The sequence below is a fragment of the Dickeya fangzhongdai genome (assembly GCF_002812485.1).
Taxonomy (GTDB): Bacteria; Pseudomonadota; Gammaproteobacteria; order Enterobacterales; family Enterobacteriaceae; genus Dickeya; species Dickeya fangzhongdai.
Genome location: NZ_CP025003.1, coordinates 2,103,318 through 2,129,245, shown reverse-complemented (window position 1 = coordinate 2,129,245; position 25,928 = coordinate 2,103,318). Strand labels below are relative to the sequence as shown.

24 protein-coding genes are annotated in these 25,928 nt (G+C 57.7%); 14 read left to right on the top strand and 10 right to left on the bottom strand.

The features are described from left to right. Positions 1-158: 158 nt before the first annotated feature. On the bottom strand, positions 159-1,037 hold the full coding sequence (gene yieE / locus CVE23_RS09655; RefSeq protein WP_038918809.1) for a DNA-binding transcriptional regulator YeiE: 879 nt from the start codon (positions 1,035-1,037) through the stop codon (positions 159-161). Between the two features lie 107 nt (positions 1,038-1,144). Between yieE and CVE23_RS09650 the strand changes: the two genes are divergently transcribed. Both CVE23_RS09650 and nfo read left to right on the top strand, forming a co-directional pair. Next, complete coding sequence (locus CVE23_RS09650) at positions 1,145-2,227, top strand: YeiH family protein (RefSeq protein WP_100849420.1); 1,083 nt, start codon at positions 1,145-1,147, stop codon at positions 2,225-2,227. 80 nt (positions 2,228-2,307) lie between these two features. Continuing rightward, a complete protein-coding gene (gene nfo / locus CVE23_RS09645; protein ID WP_100849419.1) occupies positions 2,308-3,165 on the top strand; it encodes a deoxyribonuclease IV in 858 nt (285 codons plus the stop codon). A gap of 50 nt (positions 3,166-3,215) precedes the next feature. On the opposite strand, the gene CVE23_RS09640 is transcribed toward nfo, so the two are convergent. The 4 genes from CVE23_RS09640 to fruB all read right to left on the bottom strand — a co-directional run bounded on the left by CVE23_RS09640 (position 3,216) and on the right by fruB (position 7,828). Next, positions 3,216-3,926, bottom strand: a complete 711-nt coding sequence (locus tag CVE23_RS09640) for a hypothetical protein (protein ID WP_038918805.1) — start codon at positions 3,924-3,926, stop codon at positions 3,216-3,218. 122 nt (positions 3,927-4,048) lie between these two features. Continuing rightward, entirely contained in the window at positions 4,049-5,737 is a 1,689-nt protein-coding gene (fruA, locus tag CVE23_RS09635) for a PTS fructose transporter subunit IIBC (protein WP_038918804.1), read from the bottom strand. A gap of 16 nt (positions 5,738-5,753) precedes the next feature. Further along, a complete protein-coding gene (fruK, locus tag CVE23_RS09630) occupies positions 5,754-6,692 on the bottom strand; it encodes a 1-phosphofructokinase (RefSeq protein WP_038918802.1) in 939 nt (312 codons plus the stop codon). Beyond that, positions 6,689-7,828, bottom strand: a complete 1,140-nt coding sequence (gene fruB, locus CVE23_RS09625) for a fused PTS fructose transporter subunit IIA/HPr protein (protein WP_038918801.1) — start codon at positions 7,826-7,828, stop codon at positions 6,689-6,691. The genes fruK and fruB overlap by 4 nt, the downstream gene beginning before the upstream one ends. Before the next feature lie 335 nt (positions 7,829-8,163). On the opposite strand from fruB, the gene CVE23_RS09620 reads away from it, so the two are divergent. After that, positions 8,164-9,345: a sugar efflux transporter gene (locus tag CVE23_RS09620; protein ID WP_038659534.1), complete on the top strand. Its 1,182-nt coding sequence runs from the start codon at positions 8,164-8,166 to the stop codon at positions 9,343-9,345. A 5-nt stretch (positions 9,346-9,350) separates the two neighbouring features. Here CVE23_RS09620 and CVE23_RS09615 read toward each other — a convergent pair whose 3' ends face one another. Then, positions 9,351-9,605 (bottom strand): YkgJ family cysteine cluster protein, encoded by a 255-nt coding sequence (locus tag CVE23_RS09615; RefSeq protein ID WP_038920936.1) that lies wholly within the window; start codon positions 9,603-9,605, stop codon positions 9,351-9,353. A gap of 188 nt (positions 9,606-9,793) precedes the next feature. Here CVE23_RS09615 and yeiP point away from each other — a divergent pair, with 188 nt between their 5' ends. The 8 genes from yeiP to yejF all read left to right on the top strand — a co-directional run bounded on the left by yeiP (position 9,794) and on the right by yejF (position 18,957). Next, positions 9,794-10,366: an elongation factor P-like protein YeiP gene (yeiP, locus tag CVE23_RS09610; RefSeq protein WP_038659537.1), complete on the top strand. Its 573-nt coding sequence runs from the start codon at positions 9,794-9,796 to the stop codon at positions 10,364-10,366. Positions 10,367-10,436: 70 nt separating this feature from the next. Further along, on the top strand, positions 10,437-11,411 hold the full coding sequence (locus CVE23_RS09605) for a CobW family GTP-binding protein (protein ID WP_100849418.1): 975 nt from the start codon (positions 10,437-10,439) through the stop codon (positions 11,409-11,411). A gap of 48 nt (positions 11,412-11,459) precedes the next feature. Continuing rightward, positions 11,460-12,173 carry a phosphatase PAP2 family protein gene (locus CVE23_RS09600; RefSeq protein ID WP_100849417.1) on the top strand — a complete coding sequence of 238 codons (714 nt, stop codon included), beginning with the start codon at positions 11,460-11,462 and terminating at the stop codon, positions 12,171-12,173. A 425-nt stretch (positions 12,174-12,598) separates the two neighbouring features. Beyond that, positions 12,599-13,174 (top strand): bifunctional murein DD-endopeptidase/murein LD-carboxypeptidase, encoded by a 576-nt coding sequence (mepS, locus tag CVE23_RS09595; RefSeq protein ID WP_038918798.1) that lies wholly within the window; start codon positions 12,599-12,601, stop codon positions 13,172-13,174. Between the two features lie 251 nt (positions 13,175-13,425). Beyond that, positions 13,426-15,237: an extracellular solute-binding protein gene (locus CVE23_RS09590; protein ID WP_100849416.1), complete on the top strand. Its 1,812-nt coding sequence runs from the start codon at positions 13,426-13,428 to the stop codon at positions 15,235-15,237. 9 nt (positions 15,238-15,246) lie between these two features. Beyond that, positions 15,247-16,341, top strand: coding sequence for a microcin C ABC transporter permease YejB (locus tag CVE23_RS09585; RefSeq protein WP_038918796.1), 1,095 nt, complete (start codon positions 15,247-15,249; stop codon positions 16,339-16,341). Continuing rightward, positions 16,338-17,363, top strand: a complete 1,026-nt coding sequence (locus CVE23_RS09580; RefSeq protein WP_038918795.1) for an ABC transporter permease — start codon at positions 16,338-16,340, stop codon at positions 17,361-17,363. The genes CVE23_RS09585 and CVE23_RS09580 overlap by 4 nt, the downstream gene beginning before the upstream one ends. Before the next feature lies 1 nt (position 17,364). Beyond that, a complete protein-coding gene (yejF, locus tag CVE23_RS09575) occupies positions 17,365-18,957 on the top strand; it encodes a microcin C ABC transporter ATP-binding protein YejF (RefSeq protein ID WP_100849415.1) in 1,593 nt (530 codons plus the stop codon). Between the two features lie 66 nt (positions 18,958-19,023). On the opposite strand, the gene CVE23_RS09570 is transcribed toward yejF, so the two are convergent. The 3 genes from CVE23_RS09570 to rsuA all read right to left on the bottom strand — a co-directional run bounded on the left by CVE23_RS09570 (position 19,024) and on the right by rsuA (position 21,706). Next, the gene (locus CVE23_RS09570) at positions 19,024-19,368 is read right to left on the bottom strand and encodes a YejG family protein (protein WP_038918792.1); all 345 of its coding nucleotides are present in this window, start codon (positions 19,366-19,368) and stop codon (positions 19,024-19,026) included. Positions 19,369-19,726: 358 nt separating this feature from the next. After that, positions 19,727-20,851, bottom strand: coding sequence for a Bcr/CflA family multidrug efflux MFS transporter (locus CVE23_RS09560; RefSeq protein WP_237431766.1), 1,125 nt, complete (start codon positions 20,849-20,851; stop codon positions 19,727-19,729). 156 nt (positions 20,852-21,007) lie between these two features. Further along, positions 21,008-21,706: a 16S rRNA pseudouridine(516) synthase RsuA gene (gene rsuA / locus CVE23_RS09555; RefSeq protein WP_042859590.1), complete on the bottom strand. Its 699-nt coding sequence runs from the start codon at positions 21,704-21,706 to the stop codon at positions 21,008-21,010. Positions 21,707-21,961: 255 nt separating this feature from the next. Between rsuA and CVE23_RS09550 the strand changes: the two genes are divergently transcribed. The 3 genes from CVE23_RS09550 to rplY all read left to right on the top strand — a co-directional run bounded on the left by CVE23_RS09550 (position 21,962) and on the right by rplY (position 24,436). After that, entirely contained in the window at positions 21,962-22,201 is a 240-nt protein-coding gene (locus tag CVE23_RS09550; RefSeq protein WP_013317604.1) for a YecH family metal-binding protein, read from the top strand. Beyond that, complete coding sequence (gene radD, locus CVE23_RS09545; protein WP_100849414.1) at positions 22,201-23,991, top strand: DNA repair helicase RadD; 1,791 nt, start codon at positions 22,201-22,203, stop codon at positions 23,989-23,991. Before CVE23_RS09550 ends, radD begins: the two co-directional genes overlap by 1 nt. A 157-nt stretch (positions 23,992-24,148) precedes the next feature. Beyond that, positions 24,149-24,436 (top strand): 50S ribosomal protein L25, encoded by a 288-nt coding sequence (rplY, locus tag CVE23_RS09540; protein ID WP_038918788.1) that lies wholly within the window; start codon positions 24,149-24,151, stop codon positions 24,434-24,436. Positions 24,437-24,618: 182 nt separating this feature from the next. Here rplY and CVE23_RS09535 read toward each other — a convergent pair whose 3' ends face one another. Continuing rightward, positions 24,619-25,836, bottom strand: coding sequence for an L-lactate MFS transporter (locus tag CVE23_RS09535; RefSeq protein WP_100849413.1), 1,218 nt, complete (start codon positions 25,834-25,836; stop codon positions 24,619-24,621). Between the last annotated feature and the right edge of the window lie 92 nt (positions 25,837-25,928).

Below are 25,928 nucleotides of genomic sequence, written 5' to 3'. Positions count from 1 at the left end.
TCCATGCCCTTGAAAATTTGAGGGCGGATTGTAGGCAATCCGCTACCCGCTGAATAGCGCACAGCGCGGATTATAAGAGACCTTCATAACTCACCCGGCATCATAAGAAATCCCTCTGACTTGAGGCCCGGTTCGTTACACCGGTGTTGCCAGTCTGTTTAGATACCGTCATCGCCCTGGCAGTACCCCAGAAAACATTGCAGCACGCCGGATAAATGTTTCTGACGGTGGTGCACCAGATACAGCGTGCGGTTTAGCGGCGGCAAAGGAACCGGCAGTTCCACCAGCGTGCCGGCATCAAGCTGATCGGCGATCACATGGCGCGACAGGCAGCTGATGCCGATACCGTGCCGCACCGCGTGCTTGATCGCCTCCGAGTTGCCCAGCTCCATCACCAGCCGGAAATGCGGCAGGCGCGCCAGCAGCAGGTGGTCCAGCACTTCGCGCGTTCCCGAACCATGCTCACGCAGGATCCAGGGAGCGTCCGCCAGCATCTGCAACGTAAACTCACGATCAATCAGGGGATTACCCGGAGCACAAAACACCACCAGTTCATCTTCCCGCCAGGGCTGGGTGATCAGATCGGGATGATGGCACGGCCCTTCTATCAGCCCCAGATCGACCCGGAATTCGGAAACGGCATTGACCACATCCAGCGTATTGCCCACGTACAGCTCCAGCGGAATGGCCGGAAAATCCTGACGGTAGCGGGCGATCATCGCCGGCATCAGATAATTGCCGATGGTACTGCTGGCATAAATGCGCAGCGCGCCGTTATCGCTTCGGAACAGTTGCTCGATTTCAGCCGACTGTTCCAGCAGCGCCAGCGCTTTGGGATACAACAGGCGACCGTGCTCATTGACCACCAGCCGTTTACCGACGCGGTCAAACAGTTGCACCCCCAACTGACTTTCAAGATCAGCCAGCGCCGCGCTGACGGCCGACTGTGACAGCGACAACACCACCGACGCCTGCGTTGTTGAACCGCTTTTCAGGACTTCGGTAAACACTTCCAGTTGACGTAACGTAATATGCATAGGGGCTCTTATCGTAAATATCTATAGGTTATAAATATATAATCAATTTCTATTTTAAGTGTGCTGATCATAGGCTGTGCCCTCAACCTCTATCATCCAGAGTGGGTATGACTATGTTTTCATTTTCTTCCAGGGTACAACGCTTTTCCCCGTTGTCCGCCGCCGGTCATCTGCTGACCGGCGTCATCCTGACCGGCCTGCTGACGCGGGGCGTGTTATGGTTATCCGGTCAGCCAACGATAGCCGGATTGGGACTAGGTTCCCTGACGCTGGCGATACTGGTTGGCATGGTGCTGGGCAATACCGTCTACGCGCATCTGCAACCCTGGTGCGACGCCGGCGTTCAGTGGTCCCGGCATCATCTGCTGCGCTGGGGCATCATCCTGTACGGCTTCAAACTCAGCTTTCAGCAAATCACCGCCATCGGCGCCGCCGGTCTGGTGATCGACCTGTTGACGCTCACCTCTACCCTGCTGCTCGCCTGCTGGCTGGGACAGCGCTGGTTCCGGCTGGATCGTCATACCGTATTGCTGATCGGCGCAGGCAGCAGCATTTGCGGCGCCGCCGCCGTACTGGCTACCGCGCCGGTGCTGAAAAGCAGCGCCGACAAGGTGGCGGTGGCGGTATCGACCGTGGTGCTGTTCGGCACCACCGCCATGTTTTTTTACCCGTGGCTGTACCAACATTTTATCCAGTATAGCGGCTGGTTATTTACCCCGCAGACTTTCGGACTCTACCTCGGCTCAACGGTGCATGAAGTCGCGCAGGTGGTGGCCGCCGGTCATGCCATTGGCCCGGAAACCGAGAATACGGCGGTCATCGGCAAGATGCTGCGTGTGATGATGCTGGCGCCGTTCCTGTTTATCCTCGGCCTGTGGCTGAAACAGCGCCAACCCGCACATCAGGCCGCCGCGCCCGCTACCGCGGGTTATCCGTGGTTCGCCCTGGGTTTTGTGTTGATGTGCGGGGTTAATTCGCTGAACTGGCTACCGGCGGGCTGGGTCGCCATGCTGACGCAACTGGATAATGCGCTGTTGACTATGGCGATGGTGGCGCTGGGGCTGGCTACGCGCCTGAGCACGCTACGACAGGCCGGCATCAAACCGCTGCTGCTGGCGGCGGTCCTGTTTATCTGGCTGGTGGCGGGCGGCGCGGCCATCAATCTGGCGGTACAGCATCTCTTCGCCTGAGCGAAACGACATGGATGAAACAAGGCTACAGCCAGCTAAGCAGTAATGTCATAATGCGCGGGCATGAAAAGGAGAAAAACATGAAATATGTCGGAGCCCACGTCAGCGCCTCGGGCGGCGTGGATCAGGCGGTTGCCCGCGCCCATGACATCGGCGCCACCGCGTTTGCGCTGTTTACCAAAAATCAGCGCCAGTGGCAGGCCCCGGCGTTGACGGCGGACGTCATCGAGCGTTTCCAGGCCGCCTGCGCGCAGTATCAGTTCGCCCCGGCCCAAATTCTGCCGCACGACAGTTACCTGATCAATCTGGGGCACCCGGACGACGACGCTTTGCAGAAGTCCCAGACGGCGTTTATCGACGAAATGTCGCGTTGTCAGCAACTGGGGCTGACGCTGCTGAATTTCCATCCCGGCAGCCACCTGCGTCAGATCGACGAAAGCACCTGCCTGAGCCGCATCGCCCAGTCTATTAATCTGGCGCTGGACGCCACCGCCGGCGTGACCGCGGTGATCGAGAACACCGCCGGTCAGGGCAGCAACCTGGGGTTTCGGTTTGAACATCTGGCGGAAATCATCGATCAGGTGGAAGACAAAAGCCGGGTCGGCGTCTGCATCGATACCTGCCACGCCTTTGCCGGCGGCTATGATCTGCGCACCGAGGCCGACTGCGAGCACACGTTTGCCGAGCTGGAACGCGTAGTCGGTTTCCGCTATTTGCGCGGCATGCACCTGAATGACGCCAAAAGCGAATTCAACAGCCGGGTTGACCGTCATCACAGCCTGGGGGAAGGCAACATCGGTAAAACCGTGTTCAGCTATATTATGCGCGACCCGCGCTTTGACGGCATTCCGCTGATTCTGGAAACCATCAACCCGGATATCTGGGCGCAGGAAATCGCCTGGCTGAAGTCACAGCAGTCGTCTGTCGGCATCGCCTGAACACTCACGTCGCGGCCTGTTTTTAGGCCGCCCAACGGCTCGAATTCCACCTATTCGACTTCCTGCCGCCGCAGTTGCCCCGCCCGCTGGAATATCTTGTCCGATACCGTGCGCGGCTTATGCCCCTGTCCGCTGGGTTGCACCACACACTGAAAGGCATCGCGCAGCGGCATCGGCTTGCCGTGCGTATCCCGCCCAATCGCGTACTTATCGTGGAAGGGCGAAATCGCCAGCGCCAGATTCTCGACGATAGTATCGCGATCGGCGAATGCACTCTTTTTTAGCGACAGCATCTGATTGATGATGGCGCAGTCAATCAGCGTGCCGGTAAGCCATTCGGTTTCTGAGGCATATCCGGCGCACCAGCGCAGATAGTTGCCGCTGGTAAATGTTTCCATCAAATCGGTATGGGCGCCAACGAAACAGGCGCCGAGTAGCAGCCCGGTAATATTGAAATGATGGGACAATTCACCGACCGGTACGAGAACATCCCGGATATGCGTACCGCCAAGCTTTTTTCCCTGACCGTGCGCGGCGACATAAATAATGATGTTTTTGAACGGGATCTTGCACAGGCAATGCAATGCGGTGCGAAAACTCTTCTTATCGTAGAAGTTCGCGTAATACACCTCGGTATCACCGGCGACTTTAGCAATGCCTTCAATAAACGGCACCACGGATGAACGATTGGCATCGTGCTCATCCAGCTCCCAGGGCGATTCCAACACCAAAATTCCACGACTGGCATGGTGACGCGGCATACGGTTCTCCTTCTCTTGCCTCACAGCAATACAAAATCATAGCGCTATTACCCGACTCGGCGGAAAAAACATAAAAAAAACGCCAGTCGCAAGACTGGCGTTTGTCATCAAGTCAGCAACTATCAGGCTTTGACCAGTTGCTCTTCCGGACGTTTCAGCACGGCGTACAGCACGCCAGCCACTACCGTACCGGCAATGATGGAGAACAGGTAACCCAGTACCGGTGTAATCGCACCCGGAATCAGCAGCACGAACAGACCGCCGTGCGGCGCCATCAGTTTAGCGCCAATCGCCATGGAGATCGCGCCGGTCAGCGCGCCGCCCAGGATACAGCACGGCAGCACACGCATCGGGTCGCGGGCAGCGTAAGGAATGGCCCCTTCGGAGATGAAGCACAGCCCCAGCACCACCGCCGCCTTGCCGCCTTCACGTTCGCTGGCGGTGAATTTCTTGCCGGCAATGAAGGTCGCCAGACCCATCGCCAGCGGCGGCACCATACCGGCAGCCATGACGGCGGCCATCGGCGCATACACCTGGCTACTCAGCAGCGTCGTGCCGAACACGTAGGCCACTTTGTTCACCGGGCCGCCCATGTCGGTACACATCATGCCGCCCAGAATCGCGCCCAGGATAACCGCGTTGGCGGTGCCCATAGACTGCAGCCAGCCGGTCAGACCGGTCAGGATTTTCGCTACCGGCGTACCCACCACGTAGATCATGATCAAACCGGTGATCAGCGTAGCGACCAGCGGAATAATCAGGATCGGTTTCAGCGCCGACATACTCTGCGGCAGCGTCACATGGTTACTGATGGCGCGCGCCAGATAACCGGCCAGGAAGCCGGCGATGATGCCGCCGAGGAAACCCGCGCCGGTGCTAACGGCCAGCATACCGCCAACCAGACCCGGCGTCAGACCCGGACGGTCAGCAATCGAGAACGCGATATAACCGGCCAGTACCGGCACCATCAGGGCAAAAGCCGAACCGCCGCCGATCTTCATCAGCGCGGCAGCCAGCGTCCCCTCTTCCTTGAACGCCGTAATACCGAACACGAACGACAGGGCGATACACAGACCGCCGGCCACCACCATCGGCAGCATGTAGGACACGCCGGTCAGCAGGTGACGGTACGGACCTGCGCCGCCTTTCTTGGCGGACTCGCCGCCAGCCGCCGCACTGTTTTGGGCGGACGGCTGGAACACCGTCGCTTCGGACAGCGCCTTGTCAAACTCCTGCGCCGTCTTCTTCAGCGCCAGACCGGTGGAGGTGCGATACATCTTTTTGCCAGCGAATTTGCTGAGGTCAACTTCGATGTCCGCCGCCACGATCACCAGATCCGCCTGCTCCACTTCTTCCGGACTGATCGGGTTGCCGGCGCCCACGGAACCGCGGGTTTCCACTTTCACCCACCAGCCGCGTTTTTTCGCTTCGCTTTCAATCGCTTCCGCCGCCATAAAGGTGTGCGCCACCCCGGTCGGGCAGGCGGTCACCGCCACGATGCGCTTAGCGGTAGCCGGAGCAGTTGCAACAGCGGCAGCAGGCGCCTGATACGTCTGCGCTTGCGCTTTGGCTTGTTCCAGAAACGCCGCCGGTTGACTCAACGCCAGTTCACTATCCCCGGCAAACACTTTTTTGCCATTCAGACCACTGTCTGCCTGTACGGGAGCGCCCAACACGATGGCCAGCTCCGCGTCGGCAAACTGCTCAGTGAGGGTAAGTCCTGCGTTAGCGGCAGCAGCACCGAGCAAATTTTTCACCAGACGGCTTTTCGCCAGCCCCAGTGATTTATCAAGTATCAGCAGCGTTTTCATTGTTTATCTCCTGCTGTCAGTTAAATGGTTTGAGATCGACACGCGCCATCATCGCAGCCAGCTGCGGACGATCGCTAATGCCTACGTTGCTCTGGCTGACGGCCAATGCTGCCACCGCGGTTGCCAGGCGCAACGTGTGTTCACTGGACTCACGCATCAATAAGCCATAAATCAATCCCCCCACCATGGAGTCACCCGCACCTACCGTACTGATCACTTCACAGGCCGGCGGCAACGCCCGCCAGGCACCAGACGCATTGACCCACAGCGCGCCTTCCGCTCCCAGCGAAATCACGACATGGGCAATACCCTGTTCACGCAGCGCATGCGCCGCATCCACCACATCCGCCAGCGTGGGCAACTTACGTCCGGCCCAGATTTCCAGCTCCCGGCGATTGGGTTTCACCAGCCACGGCGAGGCTTTCAGACCTGCCACCAGCGCTTCGCGGCTGCTGTCGAAAATAATGCACGGACACTGGCTGCGCAGGCGCGACATCCAGTCGGTAAACGCATCCGGGTCAACGCCGCTCGGCAGACTGCCGCTAACGGCGACCATGTCAAACTGTCCCAGCCAGCTCAGCGAATCGTTGACGAAACGCTGCCAGTCCTGCTGGGTTACCTCGAAACCGGAGAAATTCAGGTCGGTTACATCGCCATTCTGCTCGGTGAGTTTGACATTAATGCGAGTCCGCCCCGATACCACCTGGAAACGGTTGGCGATGCCCAGTTCGCTGAACAGCTGCTGAAAACCGTCCTGATTGTCTTTGCCCAGAAAGCCGCCCACGGTGACGTCAATCCCAAGATCTTTCAGTACCTTGGCGACGTTGATGCCTTTTCCCGCGGCATGCAGGCCGGTGGTCTGAACCAGGTTGACTTCGCCACGTTCGATTTCCGGGCAGTAGCCTACTAAATCATAGGCGGGATTCAGGGTGATGGTGGCAACGCGCCTGCTCATGCTGCGCCCTCCCCAAGACCGGACTGAATAGCTTCGCCGATGGCTTTCAGCGCCGCTTCAGCATCGCTGCCGTTGGCGGTAAAGCGCAGGCGGTGACCGCTCTTAACGCCCAGCGCCACCACTTTCATCAGGCTGCGGCCGTTGGCCGGTTTGCCGGTGCCGTCGAGGTTCGTCACGGTGATCTCGCTGGAGAACTGCTTGATGACGTTAACCAGCATCGCGCCCGGACGGGCATGCAGACCGTGCTCGTTGCGGACGGTAAATTCCGCCGCCAGCGCGTTGCTCTCTTCTTCTTCCTCTTCTTCGCTGGTCAGCAGCGCCAGCAGCGTGGCTTCGTCAGCGGACAGCAGACGATCGGCCTTGCCGGCGATCAGCAGCTTGCTGAGATAATCCAGCGACGCGAACACCTGCTCATCAGCCGCCGAGACCGTCAGCAGCAGCGCCACGTTTTCGCCATCCACCGCGAAAGGCTCCGCCGGGCGGCTCACCGCCAGCGCGCTCACCAGATTGCCGTTCAGGCTGTCGCTCAACCAGACGCCCTGCCCCAGATGTACCGGCTTGTTGCCGACCACATGGCTGACAAAGCTGGCGTCGACCGCGCCAATCTGTTGCAGACGGCCGGCGTTCAGCGCCTGCAGCGTCATCAGGTTGTCGGTCGCCACATTCAGGCTAATCAGCGAGGTATCAAAACGGAACGCGCCCGCCAGTTGTTCGCCCATCAGCAACCCGCGCAGTTCGTCGGCTGACGTGGTGCTGGCCAGACGGGCCGCGACGCGATCATCGCTCAGCACATGGGTCAGCTGACGCAGCAGCGCCAGATGTTCATCGGAACGGGCGGCGATCCCCAGCACCACATACGCGGTCTGGTCTTCGCCCCACGCGATCCCCTGCGGGAACTGGAACACCTGAACACCGGTTTTCTGCACCAGATCGCGCGTATCGGTGGTGCCATGCGGAATGGCAATACCGCTGCCGAGATAGGTAGAGGTCTGCTGCTCGCGCTGAAGCATCCCCGCGACATAGCCCTCGCTCACGCAACCAGCTTCGGTCAGTGCGGCAGCCACCTGACGGATGGCCTCCTCTTTACTGCCGGCGGAAGCACCTAAATGAATGTCGTGCTGTGACAACTGAAACATAACGCTCCTCTCTCGCTGAACTTGAATCGTTTCAGCCTTTATGAGAAATAATTTGCTGACTCTCTCAGGGTAGTTTCAGCAAAACCTCGCTGAAACGTTTCAAAAATTCTGCGTTTTTCACTATATGTATGCAAGCATTCTGCATAGATAAAATGACAGATCTTAGAGGTCACGCACATTTTCACCACGAAACACCAAAATTTGTAACACTTTGACACACCGGTGCTGAATTGGTGCTGAAGAAAAAAAACTGAAACGGACTTTCGTTTCTATTCCATCAGCGTAAGATAGCGCGTTCAGTTTCCTCCCTGCTTCTTTTTTAACCTGAATTCAGCATGACAATTTCTTCTGCCCGCGCGGCCCGACGCCTGCCCGACCTGACGTCTTCGGCGTTTCTGGTAATTGCTTTTCTGACCGGGATTGCCGGTGCGCTGCAGCTCCCCACGCTCAGCCTGTTTTTGTCAACGGAAGTACAGGCGCGTCCGTTCATGGTCGGGCTGTTTTATACCGGCAGCGCGGTGATCGGCATCGTCGTCAGCCAGATTCTGGCGACCTATTCCGATCGTCAGGGCGACCGCAAGACGCTGATATTGCAGTGCTGCCTGTTGGGCGCGCTGTCTTGCCTGCTGTATGCCTGGAACCGCAACTATTTTGTTCTGCTGTTTATCGGCGTACTGCTGTCGAGTTTCGGTTCCACCGCCAACCCGCAACTGTTTGCGCTGGCGCGGGAACACGCCGACCGCACCGGTCGCGGCGCCGCCATGTTCAGTTCGGTGATGCGGGCGCAGATTTCGCTATCCTGGGTGATCGGGCCGCCGGTCGCCTTCGCGCTGGCGCTGGGCTTCGGCTTCCCGGCGATGTATCTGACGGCTGCGGTGGTATTCGTACTGTGCGGGCTGCTGGTGTGGCTGCTGTTACCGTCAATGCCCAAAACCCGGGTTAAATCCGCCGCGACGCTGGAGTCGCCCCGCCAGAACCGACGCGACACGCTGTTGCTGTTTACCGCCTGTACGCTGATGTGGACCTGCAACGGCATCTATCTGATCAATATGCCGTTGTATCTGGTCAATGAATTGCAGTTACCCGAAAAGCTGGCCGGGGTCATGATGGGCACCGCCGCCGGGCTGGAAATTCCGGTGATGCTACTGGCCGGCTACCTGACCAGCCGGTTAGGCAAGCGCCTGCTGATGCGGCTGGCGGTGATCGCCGGGCTGATTTTTTATGTCGGGCTGACGCTGCTGAACGGGTCGTGGGCCTTGCTGGCGCTGCAACTGCTGAACGCGATTTTCATCGGCATTCTGGCCGGGATGGGGATGCTGTATTTTCAGGATCTGATGCCGGGTCAGGCGGGCGCCGCCACGACGCTGTTCACCAACACCACCCGGGTAGGCTGGATCATCTCCGGTTCGCTGGCGGGCATCGTGGCCGAAGTCTGGAGTTACCATGCGGGCTTTGTCATCGCCATCGTCATGCTGGCCGGCGCCGCCGTCTGCATGTGGCGCATCCGCGACGCCTGATCCCGTCAGGGCGCGGTGGCCTCTTCCAGTTGAATCAGGTACAGCATCGCTTCATCGCGGTGGTTTCGGCACATGTCGCGGCTCGGTTGCAGGCCGCGGCACACCGCCGGGCGCAACGCTGAATGGAACAGGCCGCAACGCATGCGTTCATCCAGATGGATGCAGGGCGTATTGGCCGGTTTTCCCTGCGGCATGCCGGGAATCGGGCTGGAGATAGAAGGCGCGGTACAGCAGGCGCCGCAATCAGGACGACATTCCATCAGCATAACCTCCGGGGATTCCCGTTACTCTTTCAGGCCGCAGAGCCTAACAGGCTGCCAGTCGCAAGGCCAATATTTCCCGCCGGTTTGTTTGGCATCCGGCTGCCGCAAATCCCGCTTGCCTGAACCCATCCTGACGGGTAACGTGTCGCCACAAAAATTTCTCTTCTTTATTTAAGGTATGTTTCATGGCAAGAGCGAATGAAATCAAACGCGGCATGGCCGTTAATTACAACGGTAAGCTGCTGCTGGTAAAAGATATCGATATTCAGAGCCCTAGCGCCCGCGGCGCCAGTACGCTGTACAAAATGCGTTTCTCCGATGTCCGCACCGGTCTGAAAGTGGAAGAACGCTTCAAGGGCGATGACATCCTGGACACCATCACCCTGACCCGCCGTTCCGTTACCTTCTCTTATATTGATGGCGATGAATACATCTTTATGGACGAGGAAGACTATACCCCGTATACCTTCAAGAAAGAGCAGATCGAAGATGAACTGCTGTTTATTCCTGAAGGCGGCATGCCGGGTATTCAGGTATTAACCATGGACGGTCAACTGCTGGCGCTGGAACTGCCGCAGACGGTCGATCTGGAAATCGTGGAAACCGCACCGGGCATCAAAGGCGCGTCCGCCAGCGCCCGTAACAAACCGGCCACGCTGACCACCGGTCTGGTGATTCAGGTGCCGGAATACCTGAGCGCCGGCGAAAAAATCCGTATTCATATCGCCGAGCGTCGCTACATGGGTCGCGCGGACTAACCGCCGCTGATGAATACCCGCGTCTGGCGGGCCACGCCAGACGTTTCCCTGCAGACTCAAGGAGGCTCCTGTGTTGACGAAAGTAAACCTGATCACCGGTTTTCTCGGCAGCGGCAAAACCACCACCATCAGGCACCTGCTGTCCCGCAAACCCGAAGACGAAGTCTGGGCGGTGCTGGTCAATGAGTTCGGCGAAATCGGTATCGACGGCGCATTGCTGAGCGATACCGGCGCTCTGCTCAAAGAGGTCCCCGGCGGTTGCATGTGCTGTGTGAATGGCTTGCCGATGCAGGTGGGGCTCAATATGTTGCTGCAGAAAAAGCCTCATCGCTTGCTGATCGAACCCACCGGTCTCGGTCATCCAAAACAGATTCTGAACTTGCTGACCACAGAAGCCTACCAACCGTGGCTCCAGTTGCAGGCTACGCTGTGTCTGCTGGATGCGCGTCAACTCGGCGACAGCCGTTGCCTGGAAAATGAAAACTTCCGCGACCAGTTGGCCGCCGCGGACGTAATTGTCGCTAATAAGGAAGACACCTGGCAGGACAGCGACCGTGACGCGCTGATGGCGTGGTATCAGCAACAGGGGCAGGATCGTCGCCTGATCACGGTAGCCCAGGGGCAGTTGGATACCGCAGTGCTGGACCTGCCGCGGGAAAACCACAATGCGCTGCCGGATGCCCGCCACCATCATCACGCCGCCGCCAAAACCGGGTTGGCCGCACTGAAACTGACCGGCCGGGAAAGCTGGCGTCGAGCCTTGAATCAGGGCCAAGGCTATTATGCCTGCGGCTGGATTTTCGATGGCGACACCCAGTTCAACACCGCCAGTCTGCTTGACTGGGTGCGTCTGGCACCGGTAAGCCGCGTTAAAGGTGTGATGCGTATCCCGGAGGGCACGCTGGTGGTTAACCGGCAGGGATTCGACCTGCGCATTGAAACACAATCAGCTGCGCCGCCGGACAGCCGCATCGAAATCATTAATGAATCTGAAGCGGAATGGAACACGTTGCAAAAGCAGTTGTTAAATTCCCGTTTAATGTAAGCGGTGTAAGTTACACGCCTGGACAAATTTGACAGTGAGTCAGGATGTATGTCAAAGCGTAATACACTACTTATTTTATTCTTCAATCTTCTGGGTTTTGCTCTGTTCTTCTCCTGGTATTTACCAGCACAGCACGGGTTCTGGTTCGAGATAGACACATCGCTGTTTTTCTATTTCAACCAGCGCCTGGCCACATCCAGCGCGTTTCTCCATTTAGTGGCGATTACCAACAATCGCGCCTTTGATGCCTGCGCGCTGCTGGCGATGGGACTGCTTTATCTGTTCTATTATCTGCGTCGCTCCCATGACGCGCGCCGTCAGATGCTGCTTATCGGCCTGGCCATGCTGGTGACCGCGGTGGTGCTCAATCAACTGGGGCATCTGATACCGGTGCAGCACAGTAGCCCGACGCTCTTTTTCAGCGGCATCAACCGGGTGGGCGAGCTGACCGGCATTCCCACCAAAGATGCGTCCAGCGACAGTTTCCCCGGCGATCACGGTATGATGCTGATGATCTTCGCCGTATTTATGCTGCGCTACTTTGGCCGTGCCGCCTTTGCCGTCAGCATGCTGATTCTGCTGGTGTTCGCCACGCCGCGTATCATGATCGGCGCACATTGGTTTACCGATGTCGCCGTCGGGTCGCTGTCGGTGGTGCTGGTGGGACTAAGCTGGTGGTTGCTGACCCCAGCCTGCGACGCCTTGATTAGCCGTATTGACCGCCTACTACCCGGCAAAAAATCGCTCAGTCAGCCAGCCTGACTGGTGGTGACCGCAGCAAACGATCGCTCTCCTCGCTGCGGTCACCCCTGCCCGTCCATTCAATTTTTTTGGTTATTTTGCGCACGTTTTCTCGTTCCGCTCTCCCGCCGCAGTTTTTTATAGGGCTGGCGTAAAAGATTTCATCACGAAATCGTATAAACAAAAGAAACAAAAAAACTCGCAATCTAATATTCGTTAAGGTATGGTCACCGAGGTCCGTGATTTATGGGCAGACATCCGGCCAGTTAAACAACTGTTGCCACACCAATAATAATGTGCGGCATTGCACAATTTGATTGACGGATAATTGTCCCATTAAAAGTAGTGCTTTAGTCTGACACTCGTTTTGTTTGGCATAGATACATCGTTCATAAACACAGCGATAGCGATTGAATCGTTAAGGACATCAAGGGAACATAACAACAATGGTCAAATCTCAACCGACTCTGAGATATATCTGGCGGGCGCTGCCTGCCGTGGCGGTAGCGGTGATGCTTTCCGCCTGTACCAACAATACTGCCAGCATTAATAATCAAACTGATAGGCGTGTGGTTAACGGTGGTGACCCTTCACTACAAGCCTCTCAGGATGAATTCGAAGCGATGGTTCGCAACGTGGAAGTCAAATCCAAGTTGCTTGAACAATACGCCAGTTGGAAAGGCGTGCGCTATCGCCTCGGCGGCGACAGCCGGAAAGGCATTGATTGCTCCGGTTTCGTTCAGCGAACCTTCCGTGAACAGTTCGGTATGGATTTGCCGCGTTCCAGCTATGAACAGCAGGACATTGGTGTTCAAATCCAGCGCAATAAGCTGCGCCCGGGTGACTTGGTTGTGTTCCATGCCGGCTCTACCGGCCGCCACATGGGCATCTACATCGGCAACCAGCAGTTCGTCCACGCGTCCACCAGCATTGGCGTGACCATTTCCAGTATGGATGATAACTACTGGAAACCCCGTTACCGCGAAGCGCGGCGGGTGCTGAAGCAGGATTCGCACAGCTGATTTTCTTTTCCTTTGATGTCGTCCAAACAAATTCAAAACGCCGCTCGTCAGACAGCGGCGTTTTTTATTGCGTCACTCGCCTTCCCGGTAACAACTTGGATCGATTAACAGTAGGTTTGACGCCTTATTTCATGATAAAACAGAACACCATAGCGTCCGGCATCGTGATTGCCAGGAATTTCAGGCACTTTCTCCGGTAAACCGGCTTTTCGTACGGAGAAACATGAGGTTATCAGGAGTCCGCCATTTCGATGTTTACACGTGCACTTATCGCCGTTTTGCTGTCTGCCTGCACCTGGCTGGCCTATGCGGAACCGACCACACAACAGGCTTATGCGTTCGCCACGCTGGGCGAACCAAAATACCGGCAGGGCTTTACCCACTACGATTACACCAATCCATCGGCCCCCAAAGGCGGCAAAGCCACACTCAGCGCGCTGGGCACCTTCGATAACTTTAACCGCTTCGCCTTGCGCGGTCTGGCCGCCGCCCGCACCGAAAGCCTGTACGACGCCCTTTACGTCAGTTCGGAAGACGAACCCGCCAGTTACTACCCGTTGATTGCGCTTACCGCCCGTTACGCCAGCGATTACAGCTGGATTGAAGTGGAGATGAATCCCGCCGCGCGTTTTCACGACGGCTCACCGATTACCGCCGCCGACGTGGCGTTCACCTTCAATATGTTCATGACGCAGGGCGTGCCGCAGTTCCGTCTGTACTACAAAGGCGCCGAAGTCAAAGCAGTCACCCCGCACACGGTCCGCTTTACTTTCCCTGAACCAGACAAGGAAAAGATGCTGGGGATGCTGACCTTGCCGGTCATGCCGGAGAAATTCTGGCGCGACCACAAACTAAGCGACCCGCTGAACACCCCGCCGCTGGCCAGCGGCCCCTATCGCATTACCGATTACCGCATGGGCCAGTACGTGATTTATTCGCGCGTGACCGACTACTGGGCTGCCGACCTGCCGGTCAATCGCGGCCGCTACAACTTCGACCAACTGCGTTATGACTACTATCTGGACGACAGCGTAGCGTTGGAAGCCTTCAAGGCCGGCGCGTTTGATCTGCGCATAGAGGGTTCACCCAAGCACTGGGCGACCCAGTACGAAGGCGGCAATTTCGCCCGCGGCTACATTCGCAAGAAAGATGAAACCAATCGGGCGGCGCAGGATACCCGCTGGCTGGTGTTTAACATCCAGCGGCCGCAGTTTAGCGATCGTCGGGTGCGTCAGGCGCTGGCGCTGGCCTTTGACTTCAACTGGATGAACAAGGCGCTGTTTTTTAATAGCTATCAGCGCCCCAACAGCTTTTTCCAGAACACCGAGTACGCGGCGCAGGGAACGCCATCGGCGGACGAACTGGCCTGGCTAACGCCGCTGAAAGACAAGATCCCCGCCGACGTCTTCGGCCCGGCATACCGGCCGGAAGGCTCCGACGGTAGCGGTTACGACCGCGCCGGCCTGCTTAAGGCGCTGCAACTGCTGCAACAGGCGGGTTGGGAACTGAAAAATCAGGTGCTGGTGAATAAACAAACCGGTCAGCCTTTCCGTTTCGAACTGCTGCTGCCGAGCGCCGCCAACTCCATCTATGTGCTGCCGCTCCAGCATAGTCTGGCGCGACTGGGTATCCGCATGGAAGTACGCAGCGTCGATAGCCCGCAGTTCAACAACCGATTTCGCAAGCGCGATTTCGACATGATCCCGAAGCTGTACCCGGCGATGCCCTACCCCAGCTCGGACCTCGCCATCAGTTGGAGTTCCGGCTATATCAATTCCTCCTATAACTCGCCGGGGGTACAGGACGCCGCCATCGACCAGCTGATCGACAACATCATTCGCCATCAGGGCGACAAACCGGCGCTATTGTCGCTGGGACCGGCGCTGGACAGAGTGCTGACCTGGAACCAGTTCGCCATACCGATGTGGTATTCCAATCACGACCGTTTCGCTTACTGGAACAAATTTGCCATGCCTGCAACCCGCCCGGCCTATACGCTGGGTATCGACAGCTGGTGGTATGACGCTGATAAAGCGGCCACCCTGCCGGCAGCGCGTCGATAAGGAGCCGATGTGGGAACTTACCTGTTACGTCGACTATTGCTGGTGATCCCCACGCTGTGGGCAATCATCACCATCAACTTTTTTATTGTGCAGGTCGCGCCGGGCGGCCCGGTCGATCAGGCCATCGCCTCGATTGAAATGGGCCAGGGCAGCGGTTTTAGCGCCGGCGGGGACGGCGGCGGGCTGGCGCGCGGGCCGGGCGGCGGCAAGCCGTCGGTGGAAAACACCTATCGCGGCGCTCGCGGGCTGGATCCGGAAATCATCGCGGAAATCACCAAACGTTACGGCTTCGATAAACCACTGCACGAACGCTATTTCAAATTGATCTGGGATTACGTGCGGTTTGACTTCGGCAACAGCCTGTTTCGCGGCTCGTCGGTCATTGCCCTGATTAAAGAGAGTATGCCGGTATCGATATCCCTCGGGCTGTGGAGCACGCTGATCATTTATCTGGTCTCCATTCCGCTCGGCATCAAAAAAGCGGTGCGCAACGGCTCAGCCTTTGACGTCTGGAGCAGCACGCTGATTATCGTCGGCTACGCTATCCCGGCGTTCCTGTTCGCGATTCTGCTGATCGTGCTGTTCGCCGGCGGCGGTTATCTCGACTGGTTCCCGCTGCGCGGGCTGGTGTCGCCGCATTTTGACAGTCTGTCCTGGTTTGACAAGGTTATCGACTATCTGTGGCACATTGCGCTACCGGTGCTGGCGATGGTGATTGGCGGTTTCGCCACGCTGACCATGCTGACCAAAAACTCGTTTCTGGATGAAATCCGCAAGCAGTACGTGGTCACCGCCCGCGCCAAAGGGCTGGATGAAAAACGAATTCTCTATCGCCACGTATTTCGCAACGCCATGCTGTTGGTGATCGCCGGTTTCCCCGCCACGTTCATCAGCATGTTTTTTACCGGCTCGCTGCTGATCGAGGTGATGTTCTCCCTCAACGGTCTTGGACTGCTGGGATACGACGCCACCCTGCAGCGCGATTACCCGGTGATGTTCGGCACCCTGTACATTTTCACCCTCATCGGCCTGCTGCTGAACATTCTCAGCGACATGACCTATACGCTGGTTGACCCGCGTATCGATTTCGAGGAGCGCCAATGAGCCGTCTAAGCCCCATTAATCAGGCGCGTTGGGCGCGCTTTCGCGCTAATCGTCGCGGCTACTGGTCGCTGTGGATTTTTCTGGTGTTATTTGTCGTTACCCTGTGTTCGGAGCTGGTCGCCAACGACAGACCGCTGCTGGTGCGCTACCAGGGGCAGTGGTACGCGCCGTTTATGGTGGATTACAGTGAAACCACCTTCGGCGGCCAGTTGGCGACGCCGGCGGATTATCGCGATCCCTGGCTGGAACAGCGGCTGGAGCAAAGCGGCTGGACGCTGTGGCCGCTGATTCACTACCGCTACGACACCATCAACTACGCCACCCAACGCGCGTTTCCGTCGCCGCCGTCGCGCCAGAATCTGCTCGGCACCGACAGTCAGGGGCGCGACGTGCTGGCGCAGGTGTTGTATGGCTTTCGCATTTCCATTCTATTCGGGCTGGCGCTGACGTTGCTGTCCAGCCTGATCGGCATCGTAGTGGGCGCATCTCAGGGGTATTACGGCGGGCGTGTGGACCTGTGGGGACAGCGCCTTATCGAAGTCTGGTCCGGGATGCCGACGCTGTTCTTGATTATCCTGCTCTCCAGCGTGATCCAACCGAATTTCTGGTGGTTGCTGGGCATTACCGTGCTGTTTGGCTGGATGGCGCTGGTCGGCGTAGTGCGGGCGGAATTCCTGCGTACCCGCAATTTCGACTATATCCGCGCGGCGCAGGCGATGGGCGTCAGCGATCGCGCCATCATGTTTCGCTGCATGCTGCCCAACGCCATGGTCGCCACCCTCACCTACCTGCCGTTCATTCTCTGCGGCTCCATCACTACCCTGACCTCGCTCGACTTTCTGGGCTTTGGTCTGCCGATGGGGTCCGCTTCGCTCGGCGGGTTGTTGCTGGAAGGGAAAAACAACCTGCAGGCGCCGTGGCTTGGCATCACGGTCTTCATGGTGCTGGCGGTAGTACTGTCACTGCTTATCTTTATCGGCGAAGCGGTTCGCGACGCTTTTGACCCTAGCAAGGCGCATTGATATGTCCGCACAACCTTTACTTGAAATCCGGGACCTGAGCATTGCGTTTCGCAACGGCGGCCAGCAGCGACAGGTGGTCGATCAGGTCTCGCTGAGCATTGAGGCCGGAGAAACGCTGGCGCTGGTCGGCGAGTCCGGCTCAGGCAAAAGCGTGACCGCGCTGTCGGTGCTGCGTTTGTTGCCCTCGCCGCCGGTGGTCTACCCGCACGGTGACATTCTGTTTGCCGGCGAATCATTGCTGAACGCCAGCGAGCAGCGGCTGCGCCAGATTCGCGGCGACCGGATTGCCATGATCTTTCAGGAACCGATGGTGTCCCTCAACCCGCTGCACACCATCGAAAAGCAATTGGCGGAAGTTCTCTCGCTGCACCGGGGCATGCGCCACGACGCCGCGCGGGGCGAAATCGTCGGCTGTCTTGAACGCGTCGGTATTCGTCAGGCGGCGCGGCGACTGGCGGACTTTCCCCACCAGCTTTCCGGCGGCGAACGCCAGCGGGTGATGATCGCAATGGCATTGCTGACGCAACCCGCCCTGCTGATTGCCGACGAGCCAACCACCGCGCTGGACGTCACCGTACAGGCGCAAATTCTGGATCTGCTCAACGAGCTGAAACAGGAGCTGAACATGGGGCTGCTGTTCATTACCCACAACCTGAACATTGTGCGTCGGCTGGCGGACCGGGTGGCGGTGATGCAGGCCGGACGTTGCGTGGAGCAGAACCAAACCCGCGAGCTGTTCAGTGCGCCGCAGCATCCGTATACCCGGCAGTTGCTGGATGCCGAGCCGGCAGGGGAAGCCTTGCCGCTGGAACAGACCGCCGCGACGCTGCTGGATGTTCGGGATCTGGGCGTCAGCTTCCCCATCCGACGTGGCCTGTTACGTCGTACCGTGGGAGAAAAATCGGTGCTGCAAGTGCTCAGCTTTAGCCTGCGCCGCGGAGAAAGCATCGGGCTGGTGGGCGAATCCGGTTCCGGCAAGAGCACCACCGGGCTGGCGTTGCTGCGGCTGCTGCGCAGCCGTGGCGAGATCTGGTTCGACGGCCAGCCGCTGCACCATTTTAACCGTAAGCAGATGCTGCCGGTACGTCGTCGCATTCAGGTGGTGTTTCAGGATCCAAACGGTTCGCTGAATCCCCGCCTGAATGTAGAACAGATTATCGCGGAAGGGCTGCGGGTGCATCACCAGTTAAGCCCGGCGGAACAGACGCAGCGGGTGATCCAGGCCATGCAGGAAGTCGGGCTGGACCCGGACAGCCGCCATCGCTATCCGTCAGAGTTTTCCGGCGGTCAGCGCCAGCGTATCGCCATCGCCCGGGCGTTGATCCTGCAACCGGAACTCCTGATTCTTGATGAACCGACCTCATCGCTCGATCGCACGGTACAGGCGCAGATTCTGACGCTGTTGAAAACCCTGCAGCAGACCCACCAGTTGGCCTACCTGTTCATCAGCCACGATCTGCACGTGGTGCGTGCATTGTGTCATCAGGTTATTGTGCTGCGGCATGGCGAAGTGGTGGAGCAAGGCGAGTGTCGGCAACTGTTTGAGCATCCACAGCAGGATTATACCCGGCAGTTGCTGCAACTCTCGGCCTGACTATTGGCCCGTTCGGGAAAGCATGGGGAAAGGCGTTACAGCAGCATCGTTACCGATGCTGCCGCTTCAGAAAGGATATTGAGCGCAGACGGATTCGGCGATCGCCACGCCGACGTCTTTCAGGCGGCACATGGCGGCGCTCTCGTCCTGGCGATGCAGGAACAGGCATGGCTCGCCCTCCCACTCCACTATTGCGCACTGCAGCTGGATATCATCCAGTGATTGGTTGAGGTGGCGCATAATCTGGCGGGCCTCTTCGCCGTCGTGGCTGAGCAGTTTAAAACCAATCAGATAACTGTCGTCATCCATGCTGCAAAGCGGAATCGGTTCAACTTTGATGCCAGTAAAACCGGATAACCAGCGGTAACTTTGCGGCAAGCGATGAACTACCGAAAGTTGGAGAGTATTCACAGCGGTCTTCCTCAGCTAAGCTGCTTTAAAATTCACAAAATTATAACATAACCCAGCAAAATTTTTTGCTATGCACCCTTCTTTTCTCACCATCAGGATACAAAAAAGCAACATATTTTCATGATGAGCCCGTCCCAGAAGCATGGCGCTCAGATTGGTAACCGTTCAAAACGTTAACGAGATCACGATTTTGACTGGTTTTGCGCTATATGTAACCTTTTATTCCCGATATCTCAATCATTTTCTTCAAATCGTTCACTTTCGATTCAATATTTTCACATTTTAGGAACAATAAGCGGGGCGCTGCCGGCGGGTTGCCGGCAGCAGAAGCAGGAAAGAGGAGAACAGAAGAGACGTCTTAACGCCGACCCGCGTACAGAAATAAGCCGAATGCGCCTGCCGAGCAGAACGCCATCGCGCCCACCATCGGCCATACGCTCTGGAACGTCGCCAGCGACAATAACGTTCCTACCAGCGAGCCCAACCCAAAGCGCATGGTGCCGGCCAGCGAAGACGCCGTTCCGGCCATATGGGGGAAATCGTCGAGAATCACCGCCATCGCGTTGGACGCCACCGTGGCGACACAGCCCACGAATGCCGCGACGCCGATCACCAGCGGGATAAACCCTAAATCGAAGCAGCTGACCACCACCAGCCATATCCCCATCACAAACTGGATAATCAGCCCCAGCCGGAACATAAACATCGCCCCCATACGCGACACGATACGGCTGTTGAGCAATGTCATCAGGAACAGGAACACGATGTTCAGCGCAAAATAGTAGCCAAAATGCTGGGGCGACACGCCATTAAGGTCGATATACACAAACGGCCCGGCGCTCAGAAAGGCAAACATGCCGGAAAACGACAGTCCGCTGGCAAACATATAGCTGAAGACGCGACGATGGCGAACCAACAGCAAAAAGTTCCCCAGCGTGGTACGCAAATGGAAACGCTGCCGTCGCTCCGCCGGTAGGGTTTCTCGGATAAACAGCCACACCAGCACTGTCGCCACCAGCGACGCGGCGGCGATAGTCCAAAAGATCGCGTGCCAGCTGAGCCAGAACAGCAATGCGCCGCCGATGATCGGCGCCAGCAGCGGCGCCACCGTCATCACCAGGATCACGAACGACATCATGCGCGAGAATTCATCCTTCGAAAACATGTCCCGCATCAGCGCGTTGATCACCACGTTGGCCGACGCGGCCGACAAGCCGTGCAGGAAACGCATATGAATCAACTGGTCGACCGTTTGCGACAGCGCGCAGGCGGCAGCGGCCAGAGTAAAAATCAGCACGCCGCCCAGAATAACCGGCTTACGGCCGATGCTGTCCGACATCGGGCCGTAAAAAACCTGACCGATGGCAAAACCGAGCACATAGGAGCTGAGGGTCATCTGCACCCGACCCGGATCGACCGAAAACTCTTTTGCGATCACCGGCAGCGCCGGTAAATACATATCGATGGCGATTGGCATCAGCATCGATATCAACCCCAGAATAAAAATCAGACCGACGCGCGAGGATGATTGTGGTTGCACGAAAAGCGGTTCTCCAGGTAGACGACGGTTTCCCGCCACCTGACGGCGGCGGACAAAAGGACTTAACAAAGAACAAAGCGATAGCCGACGGTCTTGCGACTATTGCCCGATGCTGGCCACCTCTTCCGGCGTCAGCGGCCGATATTCGCCGGGCTCCAGCGCGTCATCCAGCGCAATCGCGCCGATGCGTTCACGATGCAATGCCACGACATGGTTGCCAACCGCGGCAAACATGCGTTTTACCTGATGGTAGCGACCTTCGCTGATGGTCAACCGCACCTGGTGCTCAGAAATCGGCTCCAGCGTCGCCGGGCGGGTAAGGTCCTTCTCGCCGTGTAATTGCACGCCGGCCTGAAAATGCTCCGCGGTGTCTGGCGCCAGCGGCTGTTCCAGCGTCACCAGATAGGTTTTTTCGCAATGGTGCTTCGGCGAAGTAATGCGATGCGACCACTGGCCGTCGTCGGTCAGCAGCACCAGACCGCTGGTATCGATATCCAGCCGGCCGGCGGCGTGCAGCTTGTGCGCCACCGGTTCATCGATAAAATATAAAATCGTCGGATGGTCGGGGTCGTCGGTTGAACACACATACCCCTGCGGCTTATTGAGCATGAAATAACGCGGCCCGTTCTGCTGTTCAAGCACATTGTCGTCAAACGCCACTTCATGGTCCGGCAACAGTTTGAACGCGCCGTTTTTCACCACCTCGCCATTTACCGTTACACGCTGCGCACGCAGTTCGCGCGCTATCAGCGAACGGCTGATCCCCAACTGTTGGGAAAGAAATTTATCCAATCGCATTAATGAATACTGCCTATGGTCGTCACGAATTGCCGGTCAGTCATGGCGCTGACCGCCACCTGATAGGAAAAGGCGTCGGCTTTCACATCGGATATTGATGTAAACCGCCCTTCTGCGCCGTTTAAAAAAGCATAATAAAAGCAACTTTACTGTTCTTCCACCCTGCTCGTCACCGGGCAGGAAAGGGAGAGTATACCGCGACGTTTCGCCGTATTGGCGGCATTTCATCGCCCGATAATTATCAGGAGCCCTATTATGTCATCGATTCACGGCCATGAAGTATTACATATGATGGTGGCCGCCAACAGATCCTTTACCACTGATGAACTGATCGCCGCCATTGAGGCGCGTTTTGGCCGCGACGCCCGTTTTCATACCTGCTCCGCCGCCGACATGACCGCCGCCGGGCTGGTGCAATTTCTGGCTGACAAAGGCAAATTCATTCCGCAAGATAACGGGTTTACCACCCATGAAAGTAAAATCTGCCGCCACTGATGTCATTTACACTGCGCCCGTACCAGCAAGAAGCGGTTGACGCTACCCTTGCCTATTTTCGTCAGCATACCGCCCCGGCGGTCATCGTTTTACCCACCGGCGCCGGCAAAAGCCTGGTGATCGCCGAGCTGGCGCGGCTGGCGCGCGGCCGGGTATTGGTGCTGGCGCATGTCAGGGAACTGGTGGAGCAGAATCACGCCAAATATTGCGCGCTGGGGCTGCAGGCGGACATTTTCGCCGCCGGGCTCAACCAGCGCGACAGCGAAGGCAAGGTGGTGTTTGGCAGCGTGCAATCGGTGGCGCGCCACCCCGACAAATTTGATGACGCCTTCTCGCTGCTGATCGTCGATGAATGTCACCGGATTAGCGACGATGAAAACAGCCAGTACCAGCAAATCATCCAGCATTTGCAGCAGGCCAATCCCCAGTTGCGGCTACTGGGATTAACCGCTACCCCTTATCGCCTCGGCCGGGGCTGGATCTATCAGTACCACTATCACGGCATGATCCGCGGCGACGACAGCTGCCTGTTCCGCGACTGCATCTACGAGTTGCCGCTGCGCTACATGATCCGACATGGTTTTCTGGTGCCGCCGGAGCGTCTGGACATGCCGGTGGTGCAGTACGATTTCAGCCAACTGGCGGCGCGCAGCAACGGGCTGTTCAATAACGGATCGTTCAATAATGGATCGTTCAGCGATGTGGAGCTGAACCGGGAACTGAAGCGTCAGCAACGGGTCACACCACACATCGTCCGCCAGATTACGGAGTACGCCGCTAACCGACGGGGCGTGATGATTTTCGCCGCCACGGTTGAACACGCACGGGAAGTCGAAGGGCTGCTGCCGGTCGGCGAAGCGGCGTTGATCAGCGGCGAAACGCCCGCACCGCAGCGGGATGCGTTGATCACCGCCTTCAAACAGCAACAGCTGCGCTATCTGGTCAACGTGTCGGTGCTGACTACCGGCTTTGATGCGCCGCACGTCGATGTGATCGCCATTTTGCGCCCGACGGAATCCGTCAGCCTCTATCAGCAGATAGTCGGCCGCGGTTTGCGCCTGTTTCCCGGCAAAACCGACTGCCTGATTCTGGACTACGCCGGCAACCCATTCGACCTCTACACGCCCGAAGTCGGCCACAGCAAACCGCACAGCGACAGCCAGCCGGTACAGGTGTTCTGCCCACAGTGCGGCTTCGCCAACCTGTTCTGGGGAAAATGCACCGATGACGGCACCGTGATTGAGCATTATGGCCGCCGTTGTCAGGGCTGGCAGGCGGACGAACAAGGGCGGAGGCAACAATGCGATTACCGCTTCCGTTTCAAAAGCTGCCCGCATTGCGGTGCGGAAAACGATATCGCCGCCCGACGCTGTCAGACGTGCGAAGCGGTGCTGGTCGATCCGGACGACATGCTGAAAGCCGCGCTAAAACTGAAAGACGCGTTGGTGCTGCGTTGCAGCGGCATGAACCTGCAACACGGCGCCGACGCCAAAGGCGAATGGCTGCGCATCACCTACTACGATGAAGACGGCGCCGACGTCAGCGAACGTTTTCGGCTGCACACCGCCGCCCAGCGCAACGCCTTTACGCATGTTTTTCTGCGAGCGCACCAGCGCGCGCCCGGCGTTCCCTTCCACTGGCAGCGTGCTGACGATGTCGTCGCGCAGCAGGCGCTATTGCGTGCGCCGGATTTTGTGGTGGCCCGTATGCAGGGCAAATTCTGGCAGGTGCGGGAAAAAATCTTCGATTATCAGGGCCGTTATCGCCGCGCCCATGAGCTACGCGGCTAATTTGCGGCGGTTTTATTTGCCCGCGCCGCCATATTCCGCTAGAATCTCGCCCGCTTTTATTTCGAATAACAGCATCGTTATTTGAATGACAAGCATGATTATCCCGCCTGTTGCTGGGTCGCCTGTAACAGGTTCATTTTATCAAGTAGAGAAAGCAATGATTACTATCAACGCAGAAGTACGTAAAGAGCAGGGTAAGGGTGCGAGCCGCCGCCTGCGCACTACCGGTAAATTCCCCGCCATCGTTTACGGCGGCAGCGAAGCACCGGTTTCCATCGAACTGGACCACGATATCGTCAAAAACCTGGAAGATCGTAACAGCGAAGGCCTGTACGGTGAAATCGTCCTGGTTGTCGATGGCAAAGAAACCAAAGTAAAAATCCAGGCTGTTCAGCGTCACCCGTTCAAGCCGAAACTGACTCACATCGACTTCGTTCGCGTTTAATCACGCATAACGTCTTCGACGAGCCAGCAAAAACGCCGCACATGTTGCGGCGTTTTTGTTTTTCTCTCTTCCTTAGATTTTCTGTCGTCTCATCCAATCGTTACCATTGCTATCTCTCCCGCAAAAAAAAAGCCACCGCATGATGGCAGTGGCGTTTGGCTACACGAAGAGTGCGAGGTTTATCAGGCGTGGCTGCCCTGTGCGACCAAGGGCGCATCCTGCTCGTGCGGCGCTTTCGGCGGCTGGATGAACAGGGTAATCACCAGCGACACCACCGACAACAGCGCAATGGCGATAAAGGTACTGTGGAATCCGCCCAACGCAGCGGCGATAAAGGAGCCAGCCAACGGGCCCAGACCAAATCCCTGATAAATCAGCCCGTAGTTTTTACTGTGATGCTTCAGGCCAAAGAAATCCGCCACAATCGCTGGATACACGGTGATATTGCCGCCGAAACAGAAGGCCACCGCACCGGTACACAGGAAGAACGTCATGCCGTTAAGCGGCAGGAGCGCCATTACCGTCACCGCCAGCGCGGTCACCAGCAGCGTAAAGTTCAGCACCCGCAGGCGGCCCACTTTGTCGGACAGATAACCGAGGATAAGACGCCCGGCGGTGTTGCAGATAGCAATCGCCGATACCACGCTGGCAGCGGTCACCGCATCCAGCCCAGCCATTTTCACGCCGATATCCTTCGCGATGCCAATCAGGTACAAACCGCTCATGCAGGAGGTGAAGAACACCACAAACAGCAGCCAGGCTTCTTTACGACGCAGCATTTCACTAACGGTAAAGTTGACGTTGCCGCCGTTAACGGCCGTCTGAGCCGGCTGCACCGGCGCATCCTTCAGCAGCATGGCGCCGCCGGTGATCATCAGCAGCGCCATCGCGCCCCACCAGAAGAAGGTCTGAGACACGCCGACCTGCGCCAGCAACGCGCTGTTGATGTATTTGAACACCAGGCTGCCGGTACCGTACGCGCCGACTGAAATCCCGGCGATAACGCCCTTGCGATTCGGGAACCATTTAATCAGATTGGACAAGGTGGTGATGTACGCCGCGCCGTCGGCAAACCCGACCACCACGCCCACCAGCAGCCACAGCATCGACAACGATGACACCATAGAGGCAGCCATCAGCGCCGTACCCAGCACCAGACCGGCGATCAGCGTCAGTTTACGGATACCGATGCGCTCCTGAATGCGCCCGGCAAACAGCGTGGCGAACGCCAGGAAAAAGCTGGTTAGAGAAAAGGTGGTAGCCACCGAACTGAGCGGCCAGTCGAATTTGTCGACCAGCGGTTGGTTGTAAAGACTCCAGGTGTAAATGGTCCCCAGCCCCATTTGGGCGAGGATAGTCCCTGCAATAATAACGCCGCGATTTGCCGGTTTACTGTTCATGCCGGTCCCCTTAATTTTTCTGATGTGAAGATAAAGCAGGCCGGAGCCTGCCGAATGGCACCAGTATAAAGAGGGGCTAAATCCACGGGGTT